The organism is Blautia stercoris, assembly GCF_054657695.1.
Genome location: NZ_BAAHYF010000001.1, coordinates 594096 through 617306 on the forward strand (window position 1 = coordinate 594096; position 23211 = coordinate 617306).

At 38.8% G+C, this 23211-nt stretch carries 20 protein-coding genes; all 20 read right to left on the minus strand.

Going from position 1 to position 23211, the window contains the following annotated elements; translation table 11 throughout:
* Positions 1-2: 2 nt before the first annotated feature.
* Entirely contained in the window at positions 3-449 is a 447-nt protein-coding gene (locus ACYQ2D_RS02940; RefSeq protein ID WP_022303036.1) for a 4Fe-4S dicluster domain-containing protein, read from the minus strand.
* 18 nt (positions 450-467) lie between these two features.
* Entirely contained in the window at positions 468-2351 is a 1884-nt protein-coding gene (gene cooS, locus ACYQ2D_RS02945; protein WP_459784588.1) for an anaerobic carbon-monoxide dehydrogenase catalytic subunit, read from the minus strand.
* Between the two features lie 105 nt (positions 2352-2456).
* A complete protein-coding gene (locus tag ACYQ2D_RS02950) occupies positions 2457-3995 on the minus strand; it encodes an ATP-binding protein (RefSeq protein WP_459784590.1) in 1539 nt (512 codons plus the stop codon).
* Positions 3996-4057: 62 nt separating this feature from the next.
* Entirely contained in the window at positions 4058-5323 is a 1266-nt protein-coding gene (locus ACYQ2D_RS02955; RefSeq protein WP_459784591.1) for a vWA domain-containing protein, read from the minus strand.
* Positions 5320-5685 carry a hypothetical protein gene (locus ACYQ2D_RS02960; RefSeq protein WP_459784592.1) on the minus strand — a complete coding sequence of 122 codons (366 nt, stop codon included), beginning with the start codon at positions 5683-5685 and terminating at the stop codon, positions 5320-5322. The genes ACYQ2D_RS02955 and ACYQ2D_RS02960 overlap by 4 nt, the downstream gene beginning before the upstream one ends.
* The gene (locus tag ACYQ2D_RS02965; RefSeq protein ID WP_459784593.1) at positions 5682-6467 is read right to left on the minus strand and encodes an arginase family protein; all 786 of its coding nucleotides are present in this window, start codon (positions 6465-6467) and stop codon (positions 5682-5684) included. Before ACYQ2D_RS02965 ends, ACYQ2D_RS02960 begins: the two co-directional genes overlap by 4 nt.
* Before the next feature lie 59 nt (positions 6468-6526).
* The gene (locus tag ACYQ2D_RS02970) at positions 6527-7771 is read right to left on the minus strand and encodes a D-alanyl-D-alanine carboxypeptidase family protein (RefSeq protein ID WP_459784594.1); all 1245 of its coding nucleotides are present in this window, start codon (positions 7769-7771) and stop codon (positions 6527-6529) included.
* Positions 7772-8049: 278 nt separating this feature from the next.
* Positions 8050-8619 (minus strand): SMC-Scp complex subunit ScpB, encoded by a 570-nt coding sequence (gene scpB, locus ACYQ2D_RS02975; RefSeq protein ID WP_022303029.1) that lies wholly within the window; start codon positions 8617-8619, stop codon positions 8050-8052.
* A 67-nt stretch (positions 8620-8686) separates the two neighbouring features.
* A complete protein-coding gene (locus tag ACYQ2D_RS02980) occupies positions 8687-9430 on the minus strand; it encodes a segregation and condensation protein A (protein ID WP_187558018.1) in 744 nt (247 codons plus the stop codon).
* Between the two features lie 277 nt (positions 9431-9707).
* Positions 9708-10517 (minus strand): metallophosphoesterase, encoded by an 810-nt coding sequence (locus ACYQ2D_RS02985; RefSeq protein WP_022303027.1) that lies wholly within the window; start codon positions 10515-10517, stop codon positions 9708-9710.
* A 200-nt stretch (positions 10518-10717) separates the two neighbouring features.
* The gene (locus ACYQ2D_RS02990) at positions 10718-12070 is read right to left on the minus strand and encodes an MATE family efflux transporter (protein WP_459784596.1); all 1353 of its coding nucleotides are present in this window, start codon (positions 12068-12070) and stop codon (positions 10718-10720) included.
* 67 nt (positions 12071-12137) lie between these two features.
* A complete protein-coding gene (locus tag ACYQ2D_RS02995; protein WP_022303025.1) occupies positions 12138-13301 on the minus strand; it encodes a D-alanyl-D-alanine carboxypeptidase family protein in 1164 nt (387 codons plus the stop codon).
* A 102-nt stretch (positions 13302-13403) separates the two neighbouring features.
* The gene (locus ACYQ2D_RS03000; RefSeq protein ID WP_459784598.1) at positions 13404-13997 is read right to left on the minus strand and encodes a putative ABC transporter permease; all 594 of its coding nucleotides are present in this window, start codon (positions 13995-13997) and stop codon (positions 13404-13406) included.
* Positions 13998-14071: 74 nt separating this feature from the next.
* Complete coding sequence (gene cls, locus ACYQ2D_RS03005) at positions 14072-15607, minus strand: cardiolipin synthase (protein ID WP_459784599.1); 1536 nt, start codon at positions 15605-15607, stop codon at positions 14072-14074.
* Between the two features lie 68 nt (positions 15608-15675).
* Complete coding sequence (gene rpsU / locus ACYQ2D_RS03010) at positions 15676-15852, minus strand: 30S ribosomal protein S21 (RefSeq protein ID WP_004222305.1); 177 nt, start codon at positions 15850-15852, stop codon at positions 15676-15678.
* A 134-nt stretch (positions 15853-15986) separates the two neighbouring features.
* Positions 15987-18626 (minus strand): alanine--tRNA ligase, encoded by a 2640-nt coding sequence (gene alaS / locus ACYQ2D_RS03015; protein WP_117456355.1) that lies wholly within the window; start codon positions 18624-18626, stop codon positions 15987-15989.
* A 143-nt stretch (positions 18627-18769) separates the two neighbouring features.
* Positions 18770-19243, minus strand: a complete 474-nt coding sequence (gene rnhA / locus ACYQ2D_RS03020) for a ribonuclease HI (protein WP_117456354.1) — start codon at positions 19241-19243, stop codon at positions 18770-18772.
* Positions 19244-20941 (minus strand): MutS-related protein, encoded by a 1698-nt coding sequence (locus ACYQ2D_RS03025; RefSeq protein WP_459784600.1) that lies wholly within the window; start codon positions 20939-20941, stop codon positions 19244-19246.
* Complete coding sequence (gene hemL, locus ACYQ2D_RS03030; protein WP_459784602.1) at positions 20938-22227, minus strand: glutamate-1-semialdehyde 2,1-aminomutase; 1290 nt, start codon at positions 22225-22227, stop codon at positions 20938-20940. The genes ACYQ2D_RS03025 and hemL overlap by 4 nt, the downstream gene beginning before the upstream one ends.
* Positions 22227-23210 carry a porphobilinogen synthase gene (gene hemB, locus ACYQ2D_RS03035; RefSeq protein WP_459784603.1) on the minus strand — a complete coding sequence of 328 codons (984 nt, stop codon included), beginning with the start codon at positions 23208-23210 and terminating at the stop codon, positions 22227-22229. Before hemB ends, hemL begins: the two co-directional genes overlap by 1 nt.
* Position 23211 lies beyond the last annotated feature (1 nt).

Consider the following 23211-nt stretch of genomic DNA (forward strand, 5'->3'; position numbering starts at 1 on the left):
CGCTACACCTCCTCTACCCAGATTGCTTCTTTTGGACAGGCTTTTACACAACTTGGGTCTTCTCCTTTTCCAATGCAGAAGTCACATTTTATAATTTTCATTCCTGTCTTTTCATCCGGTTTTAACACTCCATATGGACAGTTCATTACACACATAAAACAAGAACCACATTTTGTCTCATCATACTGGACATGACCTGTCTTTTCATCTTTGGTAAGCGCCCCGCTCATACAAGACATAACACACTCCGGTTTATCACAATGTCGGCAGAAAAGCGGAGTATATCCGCCTTTCTGATTTTTATAAATAAAATTTCGGGATTCATTTGCGCAGTCTGTTACATCTAAGTCATAGATTGTTCCCGGTGTTTCTCGATGTGCTTGCATACATGCAAGAGAACAGCTTTTACAGCCATCGCATTTAGCTGAGTCAATCATAATTCGTCTCATTTTCTGTTCCCTCCTTTATCAGATGTTTAATGCGCTTCTTCTTTCCTCTATGATTTTTTCTAAAATATCCGCACTTTCTTTTGCGTCAGCATTGATAATCACCTGACCACCGGTCAGTTCCTTCATATCTTCCGTTAATACTTTGGTTACGGTTTTGCTTCCGGTTACAAATGGCGGAAGTCCAAGATGAAGCGGAAGTCCAAGTGCCAGTCCAAAACAGCCATCTGCCAGTGCCTGTTCCTCTAACCACTGTGCTGCAGAAAGCACCAGTGGAAGCTGTGGAATATCTACGCCGATTGCTTCTGCAAGTTCTGTTGCCACAATTTCCAGGCGTCCGATTGCAAGACATGGGCCAAAATTTAATACCGGAGGAATATTTAATTTTTCACAGACTGCACGCAGTTTTGGACCTGCAAGTTTTGCAGCTTCCGGTGTCATAAGACCACAGTTTTCAATTCCACCTGAAGAACATCCAGCAGTTAAGACAAGGATATCTTTTGCGATAAGTTCTTTGGTCAGCTCTACGGATAACACATCATGTCCGCCTGCTGTCAGATTGGAACAGCCGACTACCCCTGCAATTCCTTTGATTTCTCCGGCTACAATTAAATCAATTAATGGTTTCCAGTTTCCGCCAAGGAAATCTTTTAAAGACAGCTCGCTGACTCCGGTCAAGGTATGGTCATTTCCATGTTCCGGCATCAGATTAAATTCTACGTTTCCTCTTCTTTCTTTATAAGCTTCTATAATTTCATCAATGATTTCCATACTTTGTGTTTCACGTTCTTCAAATACAAACGGTTTTAATTCAGCATTTGCTTTCTTTGCCACATCATCCAGACAAATTTGTTTAATTTTTAAACTGTCACAAATCGGTTCAATTCCCGGAAGGGTACAGTTAAACTCAGAAATTACCGCATCAATTGCGCCGGTTGCAAGGACTGCTTCACTGGTATAGTTGTTTCCTGCATGTCCATCAAATACTTCTGTATAGTGAGAACCACGAAGCTGCAAATCCTGTCCCACACAAGTACATCCCACTAATTTAAAGCCTTTTGCACCAACTGCTTTTGCTTTTTCTACTGCTTCTTTTGAAATCAGTTTTTCCTGTAAATCAACAAAAATAGTGTGCTGATGTCCGGTAATCATAATATTAATATAATCTGGGTCAATTACACGCAGTCCAACCGGTGCCATGCGAAGTTCCGGTTCTCCAAGCAGAACATCATTTAAAAGATTAGTCAAGGTCAATCCATATAATCCTGTAGAAATACCAAGTTTTAAACAGTCTGTCAGCATATCAACAGGATCCGAGTTTAAGTTTGTAGAACATTTTACCACACCATGGAACACTTCACTTTTTGCCCCACCTGGCAGAATTCCAAGTTCCTGCCATCTTTTAAAACGAGGCGCATAAGCTAATTTTTCAACCAGCTCCATTTTTTCATATTCTGGTTTATATAAATCAGCAATTACTTTTTCGGCAACAATCTGTGCGGTTTCCCATTTATCTTTTCCCTGGACACCAAATGCATCTGCAAGTCTTTTAAGGGAACGTTCTCCTTTGATTTCTCCTTTTTCCATTGCTGTTTTCTTCACATTTAATGCAGTATTTTCAACGATATGAATATAGCAGCCGGAACCACTTGCAACCGCACGCAGGAAATTACGTGCTACAATGACATCCGCCGTTGCACCACAAATTCCTCTTGGCGCTTTCGGGGTAATTCTACAAGGTCCATTGGAACACAGCCGACAACAGACTCCCTGAAGTCCAAATCCACATTTTGTACTCTGTCCCTCTACTCTATGATGAGAAGTTTCCATTGGCAGGTTTCTGATAAATCCCTCCAGTGGTTTATCTGCACTTGCACATGTGTTACATCCAAAACATCCATTCATTCTTTTTTTCCTCCTGTAACTCAACTTTTTTATCCAGATTTAATTTTTGTTTTGATAATTTTTCTCGTTAAGTGTATTATAATAAATTAGATAAAAATAGTCAAGTTATTTTTGTAAGAAATTTGTCAAATTCTGGATTTCGTTTTGAAGTTCCTCTTCACGTTTTTCTGCTTGTATGCATGCTCCGGCTTTTTGATATGCACTACATCCATTTTTTTGAATAAATTTTAAAATACGTTCATCCATTGAGAGCCGCTCTACAAACATTGCACTTTCCTGCCCCTCTCCAAATGCACGCCCTGTAAAGTCAAAAGCTCGTTCTAAAATTTCCTGTATTTTTTCTTTTTCCTGTTTTTGTGCTTCTCTTTTCTGATTAAAACAGGCACGAATGAGCTCTTGTTCTGTTCCGCTCTTCGTTCCGGACTGTTTCCACGCATTTTTTAATTCTTCCAGCCATTCTCTTTTTTGTTCTTTTTCCCATTTCTCTTCCTTTGTCAGTAAGCCCTGCTCTTTTTTTACCAAAAAAGCATGTTTTTCCTGCTCAATTTTTCTCTCTAACAGTTCAGAAAAACGATCTGTCTCTTTTTTGTTTTCTAATTGCTCCAGAAGTGTTTTTGCTTCCTGATACTGAATCCGGACTTTCTGTTCTTTTTTATCATAACTTTCTATTTTTTGATGAATTCCATCACTCAAAAAAGTCAGAATTGCAACTCTTGCATCAAACTCTGTCTCTTTGAGTTTTAAAATTTCTTTCTCTAACTTTTCTTCACCTATCGTTCCCTCTAGTATCTGCATCAGCCCATATTCTTCTTTCATCCTTTTACAAAGCTGATAAAATCCTAAAAAACCTCTTGCAACTTCTTCGTGCTGAAGATATTCAAATAAAAATTCTACAGTAATCTCAAGTTCTGATTCTTCATACATCCATAAAATTCTGGATAAATCTTCCCAACCCCTTGCCGTTACAAATGCATAGCCATCTGCCGTGGCTTCAATTTTATAAAATTGTTCGGTTTTTAAGTCAAGATAAGCAATAATCGATGGATGTACTTTATTTTTGAGTGCATAGTTTCTCCATACAGAATAATCTTCTTTTACCTCAATCCGTTTTACACGGTCTAATGTTACAATATCAAACTCTCGAACTGATTTATTGTATTGTGGCGGATTTCCTGCTGCCACAATGACCCAGCCATCCGGAATCTTATGTGTACCAAATGTTTTACACTGAAGAAACTGAAGCATAGTTGGTGCAAGCGTCTCTGAGACACAGTTAATTTCATCGATAAATAAAATTCCTTCTTTATATCTCTGTTTTTCTATACACTGATAAACCGATGCAATAATCTCACTCATCGTATATTCGGTCACTGCGTATTCTTTTCCACCAAATACTTCGTTTTTAATTAATGGCAGTCCTACTGCACTTTGTCTCGTATGGTGTGTAATGGTATAGGCAACAAGACCTATCTCACATTCCTTTGCCACCTGTTCCATAATTGCTGTTTTTCCAATCCCCGGAGGTCCAATCAACAGCACCGGTCGCTGATGAACGGGAGCTATTTTATAACTTCCGTCTTCATTTTTTCTTGTGTAGATCCGTACAGTATTTTTAATTTCTTCTTTTGCCTGCGCAATGTTCATCTTTTTTCCTCTTTTCTTTTTTTCTGTATGTTTAGACCCTTTCTAGGTTTTGAAATTCTATCTTATTTTGTCCGGCTTAAACTTAAAGGAAGAACCCATTTTGGAATTTTTATGTTTTCTTTTGGTTCTCCTAAAAACACAAACGCAGTTTCATAATCCGGTTCCTGATTCGGAAAAATCCCATCTCCATCTGAAAAATAAATCAATCCTTTGAGATGCTTCAATTTTTTCTTTTGTTTTAACGTTTCTATGTATTCAAATACCGGTCGAAAATCCGTTCCGCCTCTTCCCTGAATTTTTATATTCCTGCTGTATCGTTTCCACTCTTCCATACTTGTAATTAATACTACATCCTGAATAAAACTGTCGCACTGGATTAGATAAACCGTAAATTTTTTAAAGAAATTCCCCTGATTTCCCAGCATCCCTGCTGTCTCCTCTAAAAAAAACTGCACCATTTCTCTTGGGCAGGAACTTGAGGTATCAATCGCAATGACAAGTTCTTCCAGCCGTTTTGTTTCTGTATACTCTAAAGGCTCAATAAACGGCATATTCCGGTACATGCAGAGTCCATAATGGTACGGAATATAATCAAAGCTGTCCAAATCCGCCTGTACTTCTTCGCGTTTGATTGAAAAGCGCTGTAAAAATCGATTATAATCCCGTCTTTTCTTCTTTTGCAGTTCATACCACTCTTTTGTTGTCCCCTTTTGCGTGCCCGCTTTATTTTTACTAAATCCACCTTCTGAACCAGTCTTTGCAATAATTTTTTCCCACTGTGTTTTTAATCCTTCTATTTCTTCTTCAGTCAGTTTGCGCCAAAGTTCATGAGAGTCGGATGCAAAAATCCGCTCCCAATTTTCTATCTCTGTCTCTGAATATCGGTTCAAACTTTCATAAATTTGTCCTGCTGTTTTTCCCTCTCCCTCTTTCCAAAAGTTCTGATAGATTTCTTTTCTTTGCTCCTGCATCTCTCCTGTCAGATACGGAAGTTTTAAATAGTCAATCGTATACTCTGCTACTAAATCACATGCCAGATTCCAGCGTGTTTCCTCCTTCTTTTTTTCTGCCAGATGCAGATACAAAAGATGAAACAGGCTGTGCAGAAGCATACGATTGATTTTTTTTCTTCCCTGCTCCTGGTAAATATTTAAAAGTTCAAACGGTTCATACCACATTCGAAACCCGTCCAGCCCATAATTTTTGCTTTCATTTTGCCCTAAAATTTCTATCTTTTCCAATAAAGGAGCAAAAAACGGGCAGGCACAAGAAATTTCCTGCTTTGCCAGTTTCCAGATATCCTTAGAAATTTCTTCTGCCTGCCTCATAATTCCATATCCCCTTTTTCAAACCCATAAAGAGCCTGTTTTTGTTCTAAAAGCCATAAGAATGCTTCTGTATTATGTGCTTTTGATGCCATCAAAAGTAACTCTTCTAAAAGCCCCTGACTCATCTCTTTTTGCAAAAATAGCTGTTTCATTTTTTTGTTTTCTTTTTGTTCTAATAAGGTTTCCATTGCCGGACGAAACCGCTTAAGCAGATAATTCTGATAAGTCTGTTCCATTTCTGATAGTAAATCCTTATTTTTATCTTTTGCCAGTTCAAAATACCGCATTAATGCAATTTCCAGTTTTACTTTTTCCTGACCACTTAGCAAAAATTTCTGGTCTAATTCTTCTTCTCTTTTCAACGATTCACTTCCTGTTCTTTCATCCACTGTCCGATTGTTTCTAACAGAATCAAATTTGTCTTGTTGTTTTTTTCAACTTCCGACGCTTCCCAGTTTCCCTCTTTTTTCGCATTTTCTCCACAGATATCTACACCTGCAATGGTTTGTTTTTCAAAACAGTTTTTTACAAGTGCCAGTAATTCTTCGAGACTTGTTTTTCCCTGATCCCAGTTTGCAGAGGCATCTTCTTCTCTTAAAATATCTTTATCAATCGAAAGATAAACCGGAATAGAATTTTCTTTTAAAAATCTGTCATAAGCTGTTTGTCTGCGCACTTCTAATTCTTCTTGCGAAACAAAACAGACTTTGTCTATCCAAGGTTCTTCTTTGCTGTTTTTAAAGACCTCTTCTATTGACTTTTGTGGAGGTCCAACCACACAGACTGCTTCTAACAGCTCATTTTGTTCAAGTGCTGCTCTTACCCAGCTTCCGCAGGAAAGGAGTCCGAAAAACGCTGCCTCCTGCATATCGGTATGCTGGTCAAACAAAACCAGTGCAAATGGTTTTGTTAGTTTTTCCATCCAAAATTTTGTCACGTAATGATAGTTTCCGGAGTCCAGAAAATGAATCCCTTTTGCCGGATAAGGTTCTATCAATTTTTTAATTTTTTCTTCTGCTTCTTCGGTACAGTAACAGTTTGTCTCTTCCACCTGTTCTGCTTCCACACGCTCCTTTATTTGCCTGTTCCGATAAAACTCCTGTTCCTTATAGACTCCGGAAAAATTCATTATGATTCCTGACATTCTTTCCTCCATTCTAAGAGTACATCCTTCTTAATTCTTCTTAAATTTTTCTCTTTCTTCTATTTTATCATGTTATCCGAAAAAGTAAATGTCCATTGCTTTGCAATCTTTTCCAGACACCATTTATAATCAATTGCCTTCACACTTTTTGCGGTATAAACCGGACGACTTAAATACACGCAGTCCCCTACAATGTACTTTAAACTTCCCACACAGCTTCCCTTTTTTACCGGTGCTGATAACTTCGTCCTTCCCTCATAAATGACTCGAACCGATTCTCCTTTTCGCATTAAAAGAGTTTTATCTTGTATGGTCTTTACTTTTAGAGGAACGCTTGCTGCTCCTCCAATTTTATCTGCCTGTCCATTTTCTACCACAAGTGTTTCGGGCAGAGAAAATGTTCCCTGTTCTAACAATGATTTTTGTTCATATTGATTCAGACCATACTCCATAAGCTTGACCGTATCTTTCCACTTATACGTTTTATTATTTGGCCAGCCACAGGCAAGCAGCGCAACAATCAAAGTTTTCTCTTCTCTTTTTAAAGCACCTACATAACAGTAGCCCGCCTTTGCCGTAAATCCGGTTTTTCCGCTTAATGCTCCTTCCATCATGCTAAGAAATGCATTATGATTGTTGCAGGAAAAACTCCGTTTTTTTTCTATATCCCAAAACGTATAGCTCTGTGTTCTTGTAATATTTAAAAATGCTTCTTTTTGGGGAGACTCCTTAATACAATAACGCATAATTCGTGCTAAATCTGCCGCTGTTGTAGAATGAACCCGCTCATTTTCTCCTGTTTTTTTTGTGGCATCTAATCCATTTGGAGTAATAAAAAAAGTATGTCTACATCCGATTTTTTTTGCTTTCTGATTCATTTTATCCGCAAATGTCTCTACATCACCTTCTAAATGTTCTGCAAGCATGACCGCCGTATCATTGTGACTTTCCAACATAAGAGAATAGAGCAGGTCGCCAAAGCGAAACTGCTCTCCTTTTCTTACCCCAAGATGAACTTTCGGTCTTGATGCAGCATACTCAGAAGCAGTGACGATATCCTCCTCTTTCCCGTTCTCTAATGCCAGAATACAGGTCATAATTTTGGTTGTGCTTGCCATCGGCCGTTGTTCATATCCGTTTTTCTCATATAAAATTCTTCCCGAATCTGCATCCATCAAAACTGCGGATTCCGAATAAAGTGTTCCAGGACTCTGATTGTCTGCTCCAAAGACAGGCAGGAGATTCTTTTGAATACTGCCCCAAAAGAATACTAAAATGAAAGCAATGCTTAAGATTTTTTTCATATTTTTCTCTGCATACTTTTTTATTAATATATGCCTGTCCCACTTTTATCAGAACTTTTTCACAAAACTTTCGTTTCATCTCAAAATCATACGTCAAATTTCAGATATCCTTAACCGTCAAGTGGATATTCGCAATCCGCTTCGCTACTTGCTCATAACCAAATAGCTGCTACGCAGCTTATCAGAAGGGGCTTGCCCCCTCCTGATACAAGCAAGTCCCCACCCCTGCTTATTGCTTTTCGCAATTGAAGCAGGGGACTTACTTGATTTGGTTAAATTTATACATCCAGTTTCAGCTGAATCTCTTCTTCTGCCTCTGCCTTAAAATCTTCTATCTGAACCGGGTCAAGTTCCGGCAGCTCTTCAATTCCATGTACTCCAAAACTTCTTAAAAATTCTTCCGTTGTTCCGAATAAAATCGGACGTCCCGGTGCATCTAACCTGCCTACTTCCTGAATCAGATTGTATTCAATTAACTTATTGATTGCATGGTCGCATTTTACTCCTCGGATTTTCTCAATTTCTAACTTTGTCACCGGCTGTTTATACGCAATAATTGACAGAGTTTCAAGCATGACATCTGACAGACTTGCTTTTTTTGGCTGTAATGCCAGTTTCACCAGATAATCATAATACTCTTCTTTGGTACACATCTGATAAGAATTTTCCAGTTCAATAATCTTAATGCCTCTTTTTGCCGTATTATAAGAAAGCATCATATTATCAATAATTTTGCGGGTCGTTTCTGTATCATGCCCAATTGCTTTTGCAATCGCAGAGAGGCTGACCGATTTTCCCATTGCAAAAAGCAGAGCCTCTATTGCGCCTTCATAATGTTCAATATCCATTTTTTTTCTCCCCATTTTTCTATGTATTCTCGACTTCTGAGAACACATTCCATTTATTTTTCCTGTCTTATATCAACGATGCAATTTGAATATCATCAAAAATATGTTCCTGATAAATTCTGATTTTTCCGGTTTTCATCAGTTCAAGAATTGCTAAAAATGTAACAACCACTTGAAATTTACTTGCCTGTTTTCCCAAAAGTTCACGAAAACTAAACTGCTTATGTGTCCTTGCATAAAGTTCCACATCACTCATTTTTTCCGGCAGGCTGACTTCTTCCTGCTCAATTTTTCCAAATTTGCTGCGGATCGGGTCTTTCTTATTTTCCTGACGCCTTAACACATCTTCAAAGATTTTATGCAGTTTTGCAAGCGTCATTCCTGCCAGTAATTCCTGTGGGTCTATCGGCTCTTTATAATCCTCTACTTCTTTTGGAAGAGATGGAAGCTTATAGATGCTTTTCGCTGCCTCTGCCATCTTATCACGCAGTTCATAGGACATATATTTATACATCTTATACTCTAAAAGCTGACGCACCAGTTCTTCTCTCGGGTCTTTTTCTTCTCCCTCTTCATCCACTTCTTTTGGAAGGAGCATTTTGCACTTAATCGAAATCAGAGTTGCCGCCATTACCATAAATTCACTCATAATATTTAAATCTTCCCGCTCCATCTGATGGATGTAATCCATATACTGGTCGGTAATTTCAACGATTGGAATATCGTAAATATTTACTTTATTTTTCTCAATCAGGTGTAATAACAGGTCAAGAGGACCTTCAAACACCGTAAGTTTTACGGGAATTCCCATTCTTTCTCACCTTTCTTGTCTATCTCGATGATTTTAATATTTTACATGCACTCTTAGGAGAGTCAAGTGGATATTCGCAATCCGCTTCGCTACTTGCTCATAACCAAATAGCTGCTACGCAGCTTATCAGAAGGGGCTTGCCCCCCTCCTGATACAAGCAAGTCCCCACCCCTGCTTATTGCTTTTCGCAATTGAAGCAGGGGACTTACTTAATTTGGTTAAAATCTTTTTACTGCAAAGCAACTCACACAATTTTACATGATTTTCCTTAAAAAGTCTACTTTCTCTTTGGCTTGCAGGAAATCACCACAAGTTCCCTCGGATTGGCGATTCGGATTGGAATCGTATGTTCCCCAAGTCCAGAACCCGTAATCAATTTTTGTTCTCCTTTTTTAAATAATCCATAACAGTATTTTGGAAACAGCACAAAATCCGGACTTAATGCACCTTTTCCGCCAAATGGAAGTCTTAAAACTCCGCCGTGATAATGTCCGGACAAGGTCAAATCTGCTCCCCAGTTAAAATATTCTTTTGCATATCTCGGTGTATGTGCCAATAAAATATGAAATTCGTTCTCATCCGGTTTTCCAAGCAGCGTCTTTAATTCTTCTTCCTTTGGACCTGTTTTTGCTTTTTTTGAGCCTTTTTTATAATACTCATAAGGCAGTTTCAGACCATGAATCTGGATTTTTTCGCCCTTAACCAAAAGAACCTCCTGTTCGTTTTCCAAATAATGAACCCCCAGCTTTTTTATCTGTGTCTCGTATTCCAAAAACGAAGCTTCATAATTTTGCGGATAACGTTTCATCCGCTGTTCATGATTTCCGGGTGCATAAAATACCGGTGCAGTCTTTATCAGTTCTTTTAAACTTTCTAATGCCGGCAAAAGCGGTGCTTCCTGTTTTCCAAGTACCAAATCTCCGGCAATTAAAATGGCATCCGGGTTTATTTTTTGAATTGCCTCAAATACCGGCTTGTTTCTCTCTCCAAATATAACATTATGCCAGTCACTAATCATCACAAATCTCAGTTCCTGGCTTATTTTCTCTGAAGTTATCTCATAGTTTGTAATCTTAAATTTTTTCAATTTTATTTTCCTGCTCTTTATTCTTTCTACTATTTTTTCTTTCTAATTTTGTCTGTTTTTTATTGTTTTCTTTTAACACTCACATCATTGTATCGCATTTACGCTCAAAAAAAAAGCATTAACCGATTCCTCAGCTAATACTTTTTTCTCTTAATTTCTCTTATGTACTCTCTTATTTTTTATGTACTCTCGCAAACTTTTTATTTCTGACCTCTTTTTGCAAAAATACGCTCCTGCTGTTTCATTACAATCACATACATCACTAAAAGCAGAACGGAAGCAAAAATCCATGCAACCGGACTTGCAAGACAAATTCCAAGATAACTTCTCTGTTTTCCTGCAATCACTGCCATAAGACCTCTTCCACTAAGTTCTGCAACACCAGCCATCATCGGCAAAAATCCATAACCGATTCCCTGAATTCCATTTCGATAGACGTTTACAATCGTAAGCGGGAACAAAAATGCAGATACACATTTCAAATAAATATCCACCTGATCCATGATTGCAGTTGCATCTCCTGATACAAACAAAATGGTACAATACTTGCCAACAAAAGCCAGAAGCAGACCTACTATGACAGAGTAAATCCATCCTCCAATCGTTGCTGCACGAAATCCCTGGCGGATTCTTTTTACTTTACCTGCACCAATGTTTTGGGCACAGTAAGTTGCCATGGTTGTTCCAAGAGCGACATAGGCCTGTGTTAAAACCTGTTCGATTTTATTTGCTGCCGTAAATGCTGCAACTGCACCTGAACCTAACACATTTAAAGAGGACTGTACCATCATGCTTCCGATTGCAGTAATAGAATACTGAAGTGCCATCGGGATTCCGATTCCAATCTGAACTTTTGCAATATGCCCATTTAACTGAAAATCGGATTTTTCTAATTTTAATTCCGGTATCTTTTTTATAATATAAATCAGACAAAGAACCCCTGACACACCCTGTGAAATTACAGTTGCATAAGCGGCACCCGCTGCTCCCATACGAAATACAATAATTAATAATAAATCTAATACTACATTTAACAGTGCAGATAAAATCAGAAAGTATAACGGAATCTGACTGTTTCCAATTGCACGCAAAATACTTGCCAAAAGATTATATAATACAGTTGCAAAAATACCCGCACAAATTACCATAATATAGTGATAAGCGTCCGCAAAAATATCTGATGGCGTATTCATAAATTTTAATAACGGCTTCATCCCAAGCATACTGATGGTCGTCATAATTACCGTCATAATTACCGACAATGTTGCCGCACTTCCGACGGTTTTTCTCATGCCTTTCATATCTCCCGCACCAAAACGCTGTGCGGTTAAAACTGTAAAGCCTGCAGTAAGACCAAGCATAAAACCAATAATTAAAAACATGATAGTTCCTACACTTCCGACCGCTGCAAGAGCTGTTGTTCCTACAAACTTACCTACAATAATTGTATCAACCATACTGTAAAACTGCTGAAATACATTTCCGACAAAAATCGGAACCGTAAACATTAAAATGGCCTTGGCCGGGCTTCCGGCTGTCATATCCTGTTGCATTTTTTCTTCCCCTTTTTCCGCATTTCGTTTTTACCATGAGCCATTATAATCCAATGGTTTTTAAACTTCAATCCCTATTTCTGAAAAATTTCTCAAGCACCATTTTTAAGTAATCGACGTAGCGTGCTTTTTTGATATTTTGACTAAAAACGAGGTCTATACTTCCAATTTTTTCATTTTCCAGATAATATTGTATTTCTCCGGCTTTCATCCCCTTTGTTACAGGTGCTTCAACACTTTCTTTTAATTGTATTTTTTTCTCTATTTTAGAAAGGGACTTCCCCTCCGTGTCCAGATAAGAAAACTTTTTTTTGTTTTCACAAATTCCTTCTCTTTGTACTGATTTTTTAACTGGAACTTTCTTTTTCACAGTGCTCTTATCTTCATAAAGACTGCAGGTAGCAAACCCAAGATTTAACAGTGTTGCGCCGTCCTGAAAACGTGCTTTATAATCCGGAGCTGTCATAATCACACTGATTAACGTCAATCCATTTCTCTTTGCTACTGCAGAAACACAGTATTTTGCCTTACTGGTACTTCCGGTTTTTAAGCCGACACAGCCATCGTATCCTCGAATCAGTTTATTGGTATTTGTCAGTCCAAACTCGCTGTCCCCACGATTGGTATGGTGTGTAATCGTTTCCATCCAAACTGAAGAATAGTCCAGAATTTTGGGATATTTTGTAATCAGTTCCTTTGACATCAGTGCCACATCATAAGCTGTCGTATAATGATTGTCAGAGTCGGTCAGTCCACAACAATCCTCAAAATTTGTATGCTCCATTCCAAGAGATTTTGCCCGCGCATTCATCCGTTTTACAAATTCTGTTTCACTTCCACAGATATGTTCTGCCATTGCCACACTCGCATCATTTCCTGATGCAATGACAATACATTTTATCATCGTTTCTACACTCTGTTTTTCTCCTTCTTCAAGATAAACCTGAGAACCTCCCATAGATTTTGCATAAGCACTGGTTGTCACCTCATCTTCAAAATCAAGATTTTGATTGGCTATTTCATCAAAAATCAAAAGGAGCGTCATAATTTTCGTAATGCTGGCCGGAGATACCTGTACATCTTTTTCTTTTTCATAAATAATTTTTCCGGTAGAGGCTTCCATTAAGACAGCATGTGGAGATGTAATCACGGTTTCATCTGCAAATACTACCTGTGGAACGGCACAGAAAAGGCAGATTACCATTATGTATGAGACAATCTTATTTATCATCTGCTCTCTCCAAAGAGCATCCTTGTTTTATGGTATGAAAAAAGAAAGTGATTTATGATAAATCACTTTCTTTAATTATGGAACTTACTCAATTTTTTTCTTTTAAAACCATTCTTTAATCTGCGTCCAAAATGCTTCCATTCCCTCTGGAAGGTCACTCTTTTTTGCCTGATAAAAACTGTAAGAAAAATCAACCATATACAGCATAATACTAAATATACTTACCACACAGCCAATTTCAAATGAATAACTGTCAACAAACCGCTCTACTGCATTTTGCAAAAATAAGAATAATCCTACTGTATAAAAGCCCCAGGCAATGGTGCTCTCCAGGCAGAGAATCCCTTTATAATTAAATGGTTTTTCGTTATAATCCCACCAGACTTCCCCAAATATAAACAACATCACCTGAGCTGTCAAATATTCAAGTAAAGTTGGCACAATGCAGCCCATAATATAAAGCAGAACCAGATTTCCTGCAAACGGACGCAGCAGGAAATAAACTGTCAGTGCCCCAAATCCATAGATCGGGCAAATCGGTCCATGTGTAAAACCACGATTGGTCAATTTCCGATTACAGATTGACATATAAACAGACTCTACAATCCATCCCAAAATTCCATAGACCAGAAACCATTGAATAATATGGTAAAAATCCGTACCCAAAACGGCACGGGTAAAAAAGTTCATCAGCATACTTTTCCCCCTGTATTCTTTTTGGCTTACTTTCACCCTTTGTATACCCTCGAAGTTTTTCTTAAATATACGCTCTATAAAAGCGGTGCAATCAGCCGCATAATGCTCTGTATTCCTCTTACAAAAATATTTCTCTTGTTACAAAAATCCAGACTGACTTCTTTGCATTTTGGAAGTGTTGCTTCCATATCTTCTTTTGCTTCTCTCACTGCCTGGCTTTGATACATCCATACCCCACATTCAAAATGCAGATACAGACTGCGGTAATCCAGATTTATCGTTCCAACTGTCGCAATCTCATCATCACATACAAAGGTCTTAGAATGAACAAATCCAGGTGTGTATTCATACACACGTACTCCGGCTTCTATTAACTGTTTATAATAAGACTGCGTCAAAAGAAAGACCATCTTTTTATCCGGAATCCCCGGTGTAATAATCCTCACGTCCACACCTTTTTTTGCTGCGAGACATAATGCCATCATCATTTCATTGTCAATAATCAAATACGGTGTGCAGATAAACACATACTTCTTTGCCTGACTAATGATGTTTAAATAGACATTTTCTCCTACCGTTTCATTATCCATCGGAGAGTCCCCATAAGGCTGTACAAAACCATCTGATTCAAATTCTTCTGTATGAAATACATAAGGGCTGTACGCCGGTATATGCGTACGAACCCCTGTGATAATCGACCACATCTGTAAAAACATGACAGTCAGGTTCCATACTCCTTCTCCATACAGGCGGATTCCTGTATCTTTCCAATGCCCAAATCGGATTTCTTCGTTAATATATTCATCTGCTAGATTAATACCTCCGGTATAACCGGTATGTCCGTCAATCACCAGAATTTTTCTATGGTCACGGTTATTTAATACAATATTTAAAATTGGACGAACCGGATTAAATGCCGCACATTTGATTCCCTTTGCCTGAAGCTTTTTATAATATCGGTGCGGTAATGTCGTAACACAGCCCATATCATCATAAATCAGACGGACATCCACGCCCTCTTTTACCTTTTGTTCTAAAATCTCCAGAATAGAGTTCCACATTTTACCTTCATGGATAATAAAATATTCCAGAAAAATAAAATGTTTTGCCCTTTTTAAATCTTCCAGCATATCCAAAAACATTGCCTCTCCCAGCGGATAATACCTGGTGGAAGTATGACTATGAAGCGGAAACTTTGCATAATCTCTGATATAAGCGGATTGATTGGAAATTCCTTCATTCAAAGCCTCTATTTTTTCTCTTACTTTATCATTTTCCCTGAAATAATTTTCAATTTCCTGTACAACCGCATCTGACTCTTCTGTCATCTTTTTTGCAACTCTTGACTCTCCAAATAACAAATATACGACCATTCCAAATACTGGAAGTACTAAAATCAAAATAGTCCAGGCCAACTTGTACGACGGATTAATTTCCTTATTTACAATCCATAATACCAATAATATACTCAAAATATCTGCTGTCATTGTAACCGGTGCAGAAAGACTGCTCATTCCCCACGAAATCAGTAACAACCATATCACCTGCAGTAACACTGCAAATACAAATACAAAAAAACGGCTGGAAATCAAATCAATCAGTTTCTTCATGCTTTTCTGCTTCCTTAATCGCTGTAGTAAAAAAGCCTCTGGGAATTACCAGAGGCTTTTACTGCACATTAATTATATTTACGTTTTCTAGCTGCTTCAGATTTTTTCTTACGACGAACACTTGGTTTTTCGTAATGCTCTCTTTTACGGATTTCCTGCTGAATGCCTGCTTTCGCACAGCTACGCTTGAAACGACGTAAAGCGCTATCTAAAGTCTCGTTCTCTTTTACGATTACATTTGACATAGTCTCACACCTAACCTCCCTCCAGTTGTAGATTGTGCATAATACAACTGTCTGGGTATTTTTATTGCACAAAAACATTATATCAGATTTTTCTCATACGTCAACTATTTTATGAAAATTTCTTAAAATTTTTCTTACTTAATCTGGTCTTCTAAGATTTCAGCTGCTTTTTCAAGTGCTTCCGGTACTTTTTCCGGATTCTTTCCGCCGGCCTGAGCCATATTTGGACGACCACCGCCGCCACCGCCAACAACAGCTGCCATTCCTTTTACAAGATTACCGGCATGTGCCCCTGCTTTTAACGCAGAGTCTGTTGCCATAGCAAGCAGGTTGACTTTTCCTCCATTTACACTTGCAAGCACAACAACACCTTCGCCGATTTTTTCTTTCATCTGGTCGCCTAAGTCACGCAGACCGTTCATATCAACATCTTCTACTGCTACAGCAAGGAATTTGACTCCCTTGATTTCTTTTACCTGTTCCATAACATCGCCAACAGCATCCTGTGCCATTTTTGCTTTTAAGGATTCATTTTCACTGTGCAGTGCTTTCATTTCTGCCTGCAGATGAGAAATTTTTTCAAGTACTTCAGCCGGTGTGGTTTTTAAAGCACCTGCTGCTTCATTTAATTTCTTTTCTACTTCTTTATAGTAATGGAATACACCATCACCAGTCAGCGCTTCAATACGTCGTACGCCTGCTGCAACACCAGCTTCTGATACAATCTTAAAGGTTGTAATCACACCAGTATTTGGTACATGAGTACCACCACAGAGTTCTCTTGAGAAATCTCCCATGGATACCACACGCACGCTGTCTCCATATTTTTCACCAAACAAGGCCATTGCTCCGGATTTTTTTGCATCCTCAATGCTCATAATCTGAGTTTCTACCGGCAGATTCTCTGCAATTTCTTCATTTACGATTGCTTCTACACGTTCCATTTCTTCCGCAGTCATTGCCTGGAAATGTGCAAAGTCAAAACGAAGTCTGTCCGGTGTTACCAAAGAACCCTTCTGCTCTACATGTGCACCAAGTACCGTCTTTAAGGCCTTCTGAAGCAGATGCGTTGCACTGTGGTTTTTACAGGTATTAGCACGTTCTTTTGCATTGACACTTAAGGTAACAACATCGCCTGTCTTAATCATACCTTTTGTCAGTTTTCCAACATGACCCACTTTACCGCCACGCAGTTTAATGGTATCTTCTACCACAAATTCTGCTCCATTACAGGTAATCACACCAGTATCGCCTTCCTGACCACCCATGGTTGCATAAAATGGTGTCTCTTCTACAAAAATCGTACCTTTCTGGTCTTCTGTCAAAGCATCTACCAGCTCCTCTTCAGTCGTAAGTACAGTTACTTTTGATTCATGTACCAGACGATCATAACCTACAAATTCAGTTGTAACCTCTGCATCAATCTGGTCATAAACCGTTGCATCTGCTCCCATGTAATTTGTCACTTCACGTGCTGTACGTGCTTTGTTTCTCTGTTCTTCCATTGCAGATTTAAATCCGTCTTCATCAATGGTATATCCCTTTTCTTCAAGGATTTCTTTTGTTAAATCCAGAGGGAACCCATAAGTATCATACAGTTTAAATGCATTTTCACCGGAAAGTTCGGTCTCGTTCTTTTCTTTCATTTCCGTTTCTAACTCTTCTAAGATACGAAGACCCTGGTCAATCGTTTTATTAAACTGTTCTTCTTCTTTGGTTAATACCTGGAAAATAAAGTCTTTCTTTTCCTCAAGTTCCGGATAGCCATCTTTTGAACCTTCAATTACTGTATTGCTTAAGATTGCAAGGAATTTTCCTTCGATTCCAAGAAGACGACCATGACGAGCTGCACGGCGAATCAAACGACGAAGGACATAACCTCTTCCTTCATTTGTCGGCATAATACCATCTGAAATCATAAAGGTAGCAGAACGGATATGGTCTGTAATCAGACGGATAGAAACATCTTTTGCATCATCTTTCTGATATTCTACGTGTGCCAGCTCGCAGACTTTATTTCTTAAAGTACAAAGGGTGTCCACGTCAAAGATAGAATCAACATCCTGAACAACGACTGCAAGACGTTCCAGTCCCATACCGGTATCAATATTTTTCTGAACCAGCTCGGTATAATGTCCTTCTCCATCATTTTCAAACTGAGTAAATACGTTGTTCCATACCTCCATGTAACGGTCACATTCACAGCCTACTGTACATCCTGGTTTTCCACAACCGTATTTTTCCCCTCTGTCATAATAGATTTCAGAACAAGGACCACAAGGACCTGCACCATGTTCCCAGAAATTATCTTCTTTTCCAAAACGGAAGATTCTTTCCGGTGCAATTCCGATTTCTTCATTCCAGATTTTAAATGCTTCATCATCTTCCTGATAAACAGACGGATATAATCTGTTCGGGTCAAGTCCAACAACTTCTGTTAAAAATTCCCAGGACCAGTGGATTGCTTCTCTTTTAAAATAATCTCCAAAAGAGAAGTTTCCAAGCATTTCAAAAAATGTACCATGACGAGCGGTCTTTCCTACATTTTCAATATCACCTGTACGGATACATTTCTGGCAGGTTGTCACTCTTCTTCTTGGCGGAACTTCTGCTCCTGTAAAATATGGCTTAAGTGGTGCCATACCACTATTGATTAATAATAAGCTCTTGTCATTATGAGGAACAAGAGAAAAACTCTTCATAGCCAAATGGCCTTTTCCTTCAAAGAACTCCAAAAACATTTTTCGAAGTTCGTTTACTCCGTATTTCTGCACGGTTCTACCTCCTGATGTTTCCAAATGTTTCCACTTTAAAAAATATATAAAAGTGTAACACGTTTGTTTTTTATAATAGCACAGGAAGTTTCAGGTTTCAAGAAATATTCTTTTCTCAAAATCCGAAACTTCCCTGATTTTTATCAGATTCCCTCATCCACACTTAAATCTGTTCCATCTGCAGCCGTGGTTGCGAGAAAATCACAAAGCTCATTCATTTCATGACCGTCATGACCTTTCACCCATATAAATGTTACTTTATGAGGCTCTTTTGCCTTTAACAGACGTTTCCATAAATCTGTATTCTTGACTGGTTCGTTTTTTCCACGCTTCCAGCCCTTTTTTAACCATCCATCAATCCAGTGCTGATTAAACGCATCCACTAAATATTTAGAATCTGAATAAAGTTCCACTTCACAGGGACATTTTAATGCTTCAAAACCTGCAATTGCAGCCATCAGTTCCATCCGGTTGTTTGTGGTCCGCACATATCCTTTTGATAACCGTTTTTCATGTAGTTCTCCCTTTGCATCGGTGTAATGCAGAACACATCCGTATCCGCCTGGTCCATCCGGATTTCCTCTTGCAGCACCATCCGTATATATCTTTACAAACATCTAATTTTCTCCTACTTTCTTCCAACTGCCCTCTTGTTCAAATCGGACAACTGCATTTTTTGAAGCTTCTACAATTGAATCGTCATATCCTGTCATTTTTAAAAGCCGAATTGCATTTCTTGTGGTCACTCTTCCTTTTTTTAGAAGATAATTAAATTTGACATCGTCTTCTTTTACTTCTTCTTCAAAATGATAATTTGTATAATACTCTTCCAACATGTAAGTCAGTTCTATATCATGTGTTGCTGCAAAAGAAAGGACATGCGGAAGACAAAGCGAGGCCAGAATTTCAGAAGAAGCTGCAATTCTCTCAATGGTATTTGTTCCACGAAGTACTTCATCCACAATACAAAGCAGAGGTGTTTCTTCTTTTGCGGAATCTAAAATCCGTTTTAAAGACTTAATTTCGACAATATAATAACTTTCTTTGCTTTCCAAATCATCCCGGAGTGCCATAGACGTCATCACACGAAAATAAGACATTTTACATTCTGTAGCCATACAGGTATGAATGGTCTGCGCCAAAATTGCATTGATTGCAACCATCTTTAAAAAGGTTGACTTCCCAGAGGCATTTGAGCCTGTTACAAGCACCGCCTGCGTTGTCTTTATACTGTTTGCCACCGGTTCCAAAATCAACGGATGATACAGATTTTCTACGTCTAATACTGCCCTCTTTTTATCGGAATCAAATTTTGGACTGCAATAATACGGCAGAAGTTCCCGGAAAGATGCAATTGAAATACAGGCATCTAACAGTCCAAAAATTTCTATCATCTCTTCGATTTCTTTTTGATGCTCTCTCATTGCCATCATCATCGAATTAAATTTAATCAAATCAATATGCGTCATCATTCGAATATAATCAAGCATCACCGCTTCCGGACCGGTTTCCATTCCATCATGGTTGACTACTATAAACGAACCTTTTCTAAAACTGCCCAGTGCCTTTTTACAGTCTTTTAACCTCTTTGTATACTCTGAAAGCTCCGAAATTCCTGCCTTTTCCAGTGCGTCTGCACATCCGATTAACTGCATCACGCTGCGAAATCCACCCAAATACCGGTTAATCTCTTCTTTCCCTTTTAGATATGTGATAATATTGATTCCACTCACTGCTAAAAATGCAAACACTCCATAAGCAGGAACTATCATAAATGCGACAAGCGATGCCAAAAAGAGCACACACGAAAGAATTTCCCGTATCGGCGAGCCGACTTGGCAGTCTTTCTCAACATGAATCGACTGATATAAAGAAAATCCTCTCGGTTTACGAAGCGTTGTAAGAATCTGCTGACAACGAATTCTTGTCTTTTCTTCTTTTTTTAAAAAACAAAACAGCCGTTCCCGCTCCTTTAATCTCTCTTCTGAAAATTCCGGTCTGTGAAGCATTGCATAAAGATAGTCTTCTCCTGCCGACGATACGGTCTGATTCATCAACATGAAAATCCGGTTCATATCCAAATCATTCCAGGTAATCTCATCTATCACAAAGCTGTTTTTTGGCTGTGCTTTATGATAAGCCGATATCTGCTCTAACTCATCCCAGCTGTATTCCCGTGTTGGGACAGCTCCCCAGCTTTTCTTTATTTTTTCGAGAAATTTCTTTTTTCTTTTGTTATTTTCCCTTACCATTGACCAGACGAGTGCAAATACAAATAAGAGAAACGCTCCGCATGCAACTTGTGTTGATGTCATAGACTCCACCGTGTTTTAAAATACTGCTCAACCAGTTCCAAAGTCAAGTCCAGTTCTTCCTGTGTATGCGCATCAGAAAGGAACATTGCTTCAAATTGAGACGGTGCAAGATGCACTCCATGATTGAGCATATACTTAAAGTACTCAGCAAAGGCTTTTGTATCTGCTGTTTTTGCACTGGTATAATCTGTTACCTTTTCACTGGTAAAGAAGATACAACCAAGAGAAGCCGTATGGTTGACCTGATAAGGAACTTCATTTTCTTTTAAGATTTTCTGGATTCCTTCAAACAGATATTCTCCTTTTCGATAAATTCTGGTATAGATATCCTGATCTTCCCATAACAGTTTCAACTGTGCAAGCCCCGCTGCCATCGCAACCGGATTTCCACTTAAGGTTCCTGCCTGATAAACCGGACCTGCCGGGGAAACCATTTCCATAATTTCTTTTCTTCCGCCATAAGCACCAACCGGCATACCTGCACCGATAATTTTTCCATAAGTAACCAAATCCGGTGTCACTCCAAAGTATTCTGCTGCGCCTCCGAATTTTAAACGGAATCCGGTAATGACCTCATCAAAAATCAACAGTGCTTTATGTTCATCACAAAGCGTACGCAGTCCCTCTAAAAATCCATCTTTTGGCGGTACAACACCCATGTTTGCACCAACCGGCTCTACGATTACGGCAGCCACCTCATCGTTGCTTTCCTCTAAAAGCTGTTTTACGCTCTCTAAATCATTATAAACTGCAATCATGGTATCCTGTGTACAGCCCTTTGGGACACCTGCGCTGTCAGGCACTCCACTTGTCATAACTCCACTTCCTGCACTAACTAAGAGTGCATCGGAGTGTCCATGATAACAACCTGCAAATTTAATGATTTTTGATTTTCCGGTAAATCCTCTTGCTACACGAATTGCACTCATTACTGCTTCCGTACCGGAATTTACCATACGAATCATCTCTACATGCGGAATTCTCTCACAGATAAACTCTGCCATCTCTACTTCCCGTTCTGTCGCACAGCCAAAACTTAATCCATTTTCACAGGCACGAACTACCGCATCACGAATCACCGGATGATTATGTCCTAAAATCATCGGTCCCCAGGAGCAGATATAATCCAGGTATTTCTGTCCATCTACATCAAAAATACTGCTTCCTACTGCTCCCTGTATAAATCTTGGAGTCTCACCGATTGCCCCATAAGCACGAACCGGACTGTTTACTCCGCCTGGAATTCGATTTACTGCACGTTTAAATAATTCTTGTGATTTTGCCATTATCCAATTCTCCCTTCATCCATAAGTTTTGCGATTTCTTTTGCAAAATAAGTCAGATAGATATCTGTTCCGGCACGGAATGTACTGACTGCCATTTCACCGATAATTCGTTCTTCGTCAATATATCCCAATTTTGCTCCTGCTTTTACCATTGCATATTCCCCACTTACCGAATAGGCAGCAACCGGAAGGTCAATCGTATCTCTGACTTCACGAATGATATCAAGATAAGACAGCGCCGGTTTTACCATGATAATATCTGCGCCCTCTTCCACATCTAAGAGTGCTTCTTTGATTGCCTCTCTTCTGTTGTGGAAATCCATCTGATAACTTTTTCTGTCCCCAAAGGATGGAGCAGAACCTGCTGCATCACGGAATGGACCATAAAATGCAGAAGCATATTTTACCGCATAAGACATAATTGGGGTATCTTTATAATTATTTTCATCTAAAATATGGCGGATTGCCGCAACCCTTCCATCCATCATATCAGACGGTGCAACCATATCTGCACCTGCCTGCACATGAGAAAGCGCTGTTTTTGCAAGTAATTCAAGGGTTTTATCATTTTCCACATCATGTCCGCAAAGTACACCGCAATGACCATGAGAGGTATATTCACACATACATACATCGGTAATCAGATACATATCCGGAAACTGTTTTTTTGCTTCACAAATGGCTTTTTGTACAATTCCGTCTTCTGCATAGGCCTGGCTTCCTACTTCATCTTTTACATCCGGAATTCCAAAAAACATTACTTTATCAACTCCTGCTTTCTGCAGGCGTTCTAATTCATAAGGCAGGCGGTCAATACTATAACGATACTGTCCTTCCATAGATGGGATTTCTTCTTCTATGTTTTCTCCCTCTTTTACAAATAATGGGTAAATCAAAGAACTTTTATCCATTCTTGTCTCGCGTACCATCTTACGCAGCGTTTCACTTTTTCTTAATCTTCTTGGTCGGATTGTCATATCCATG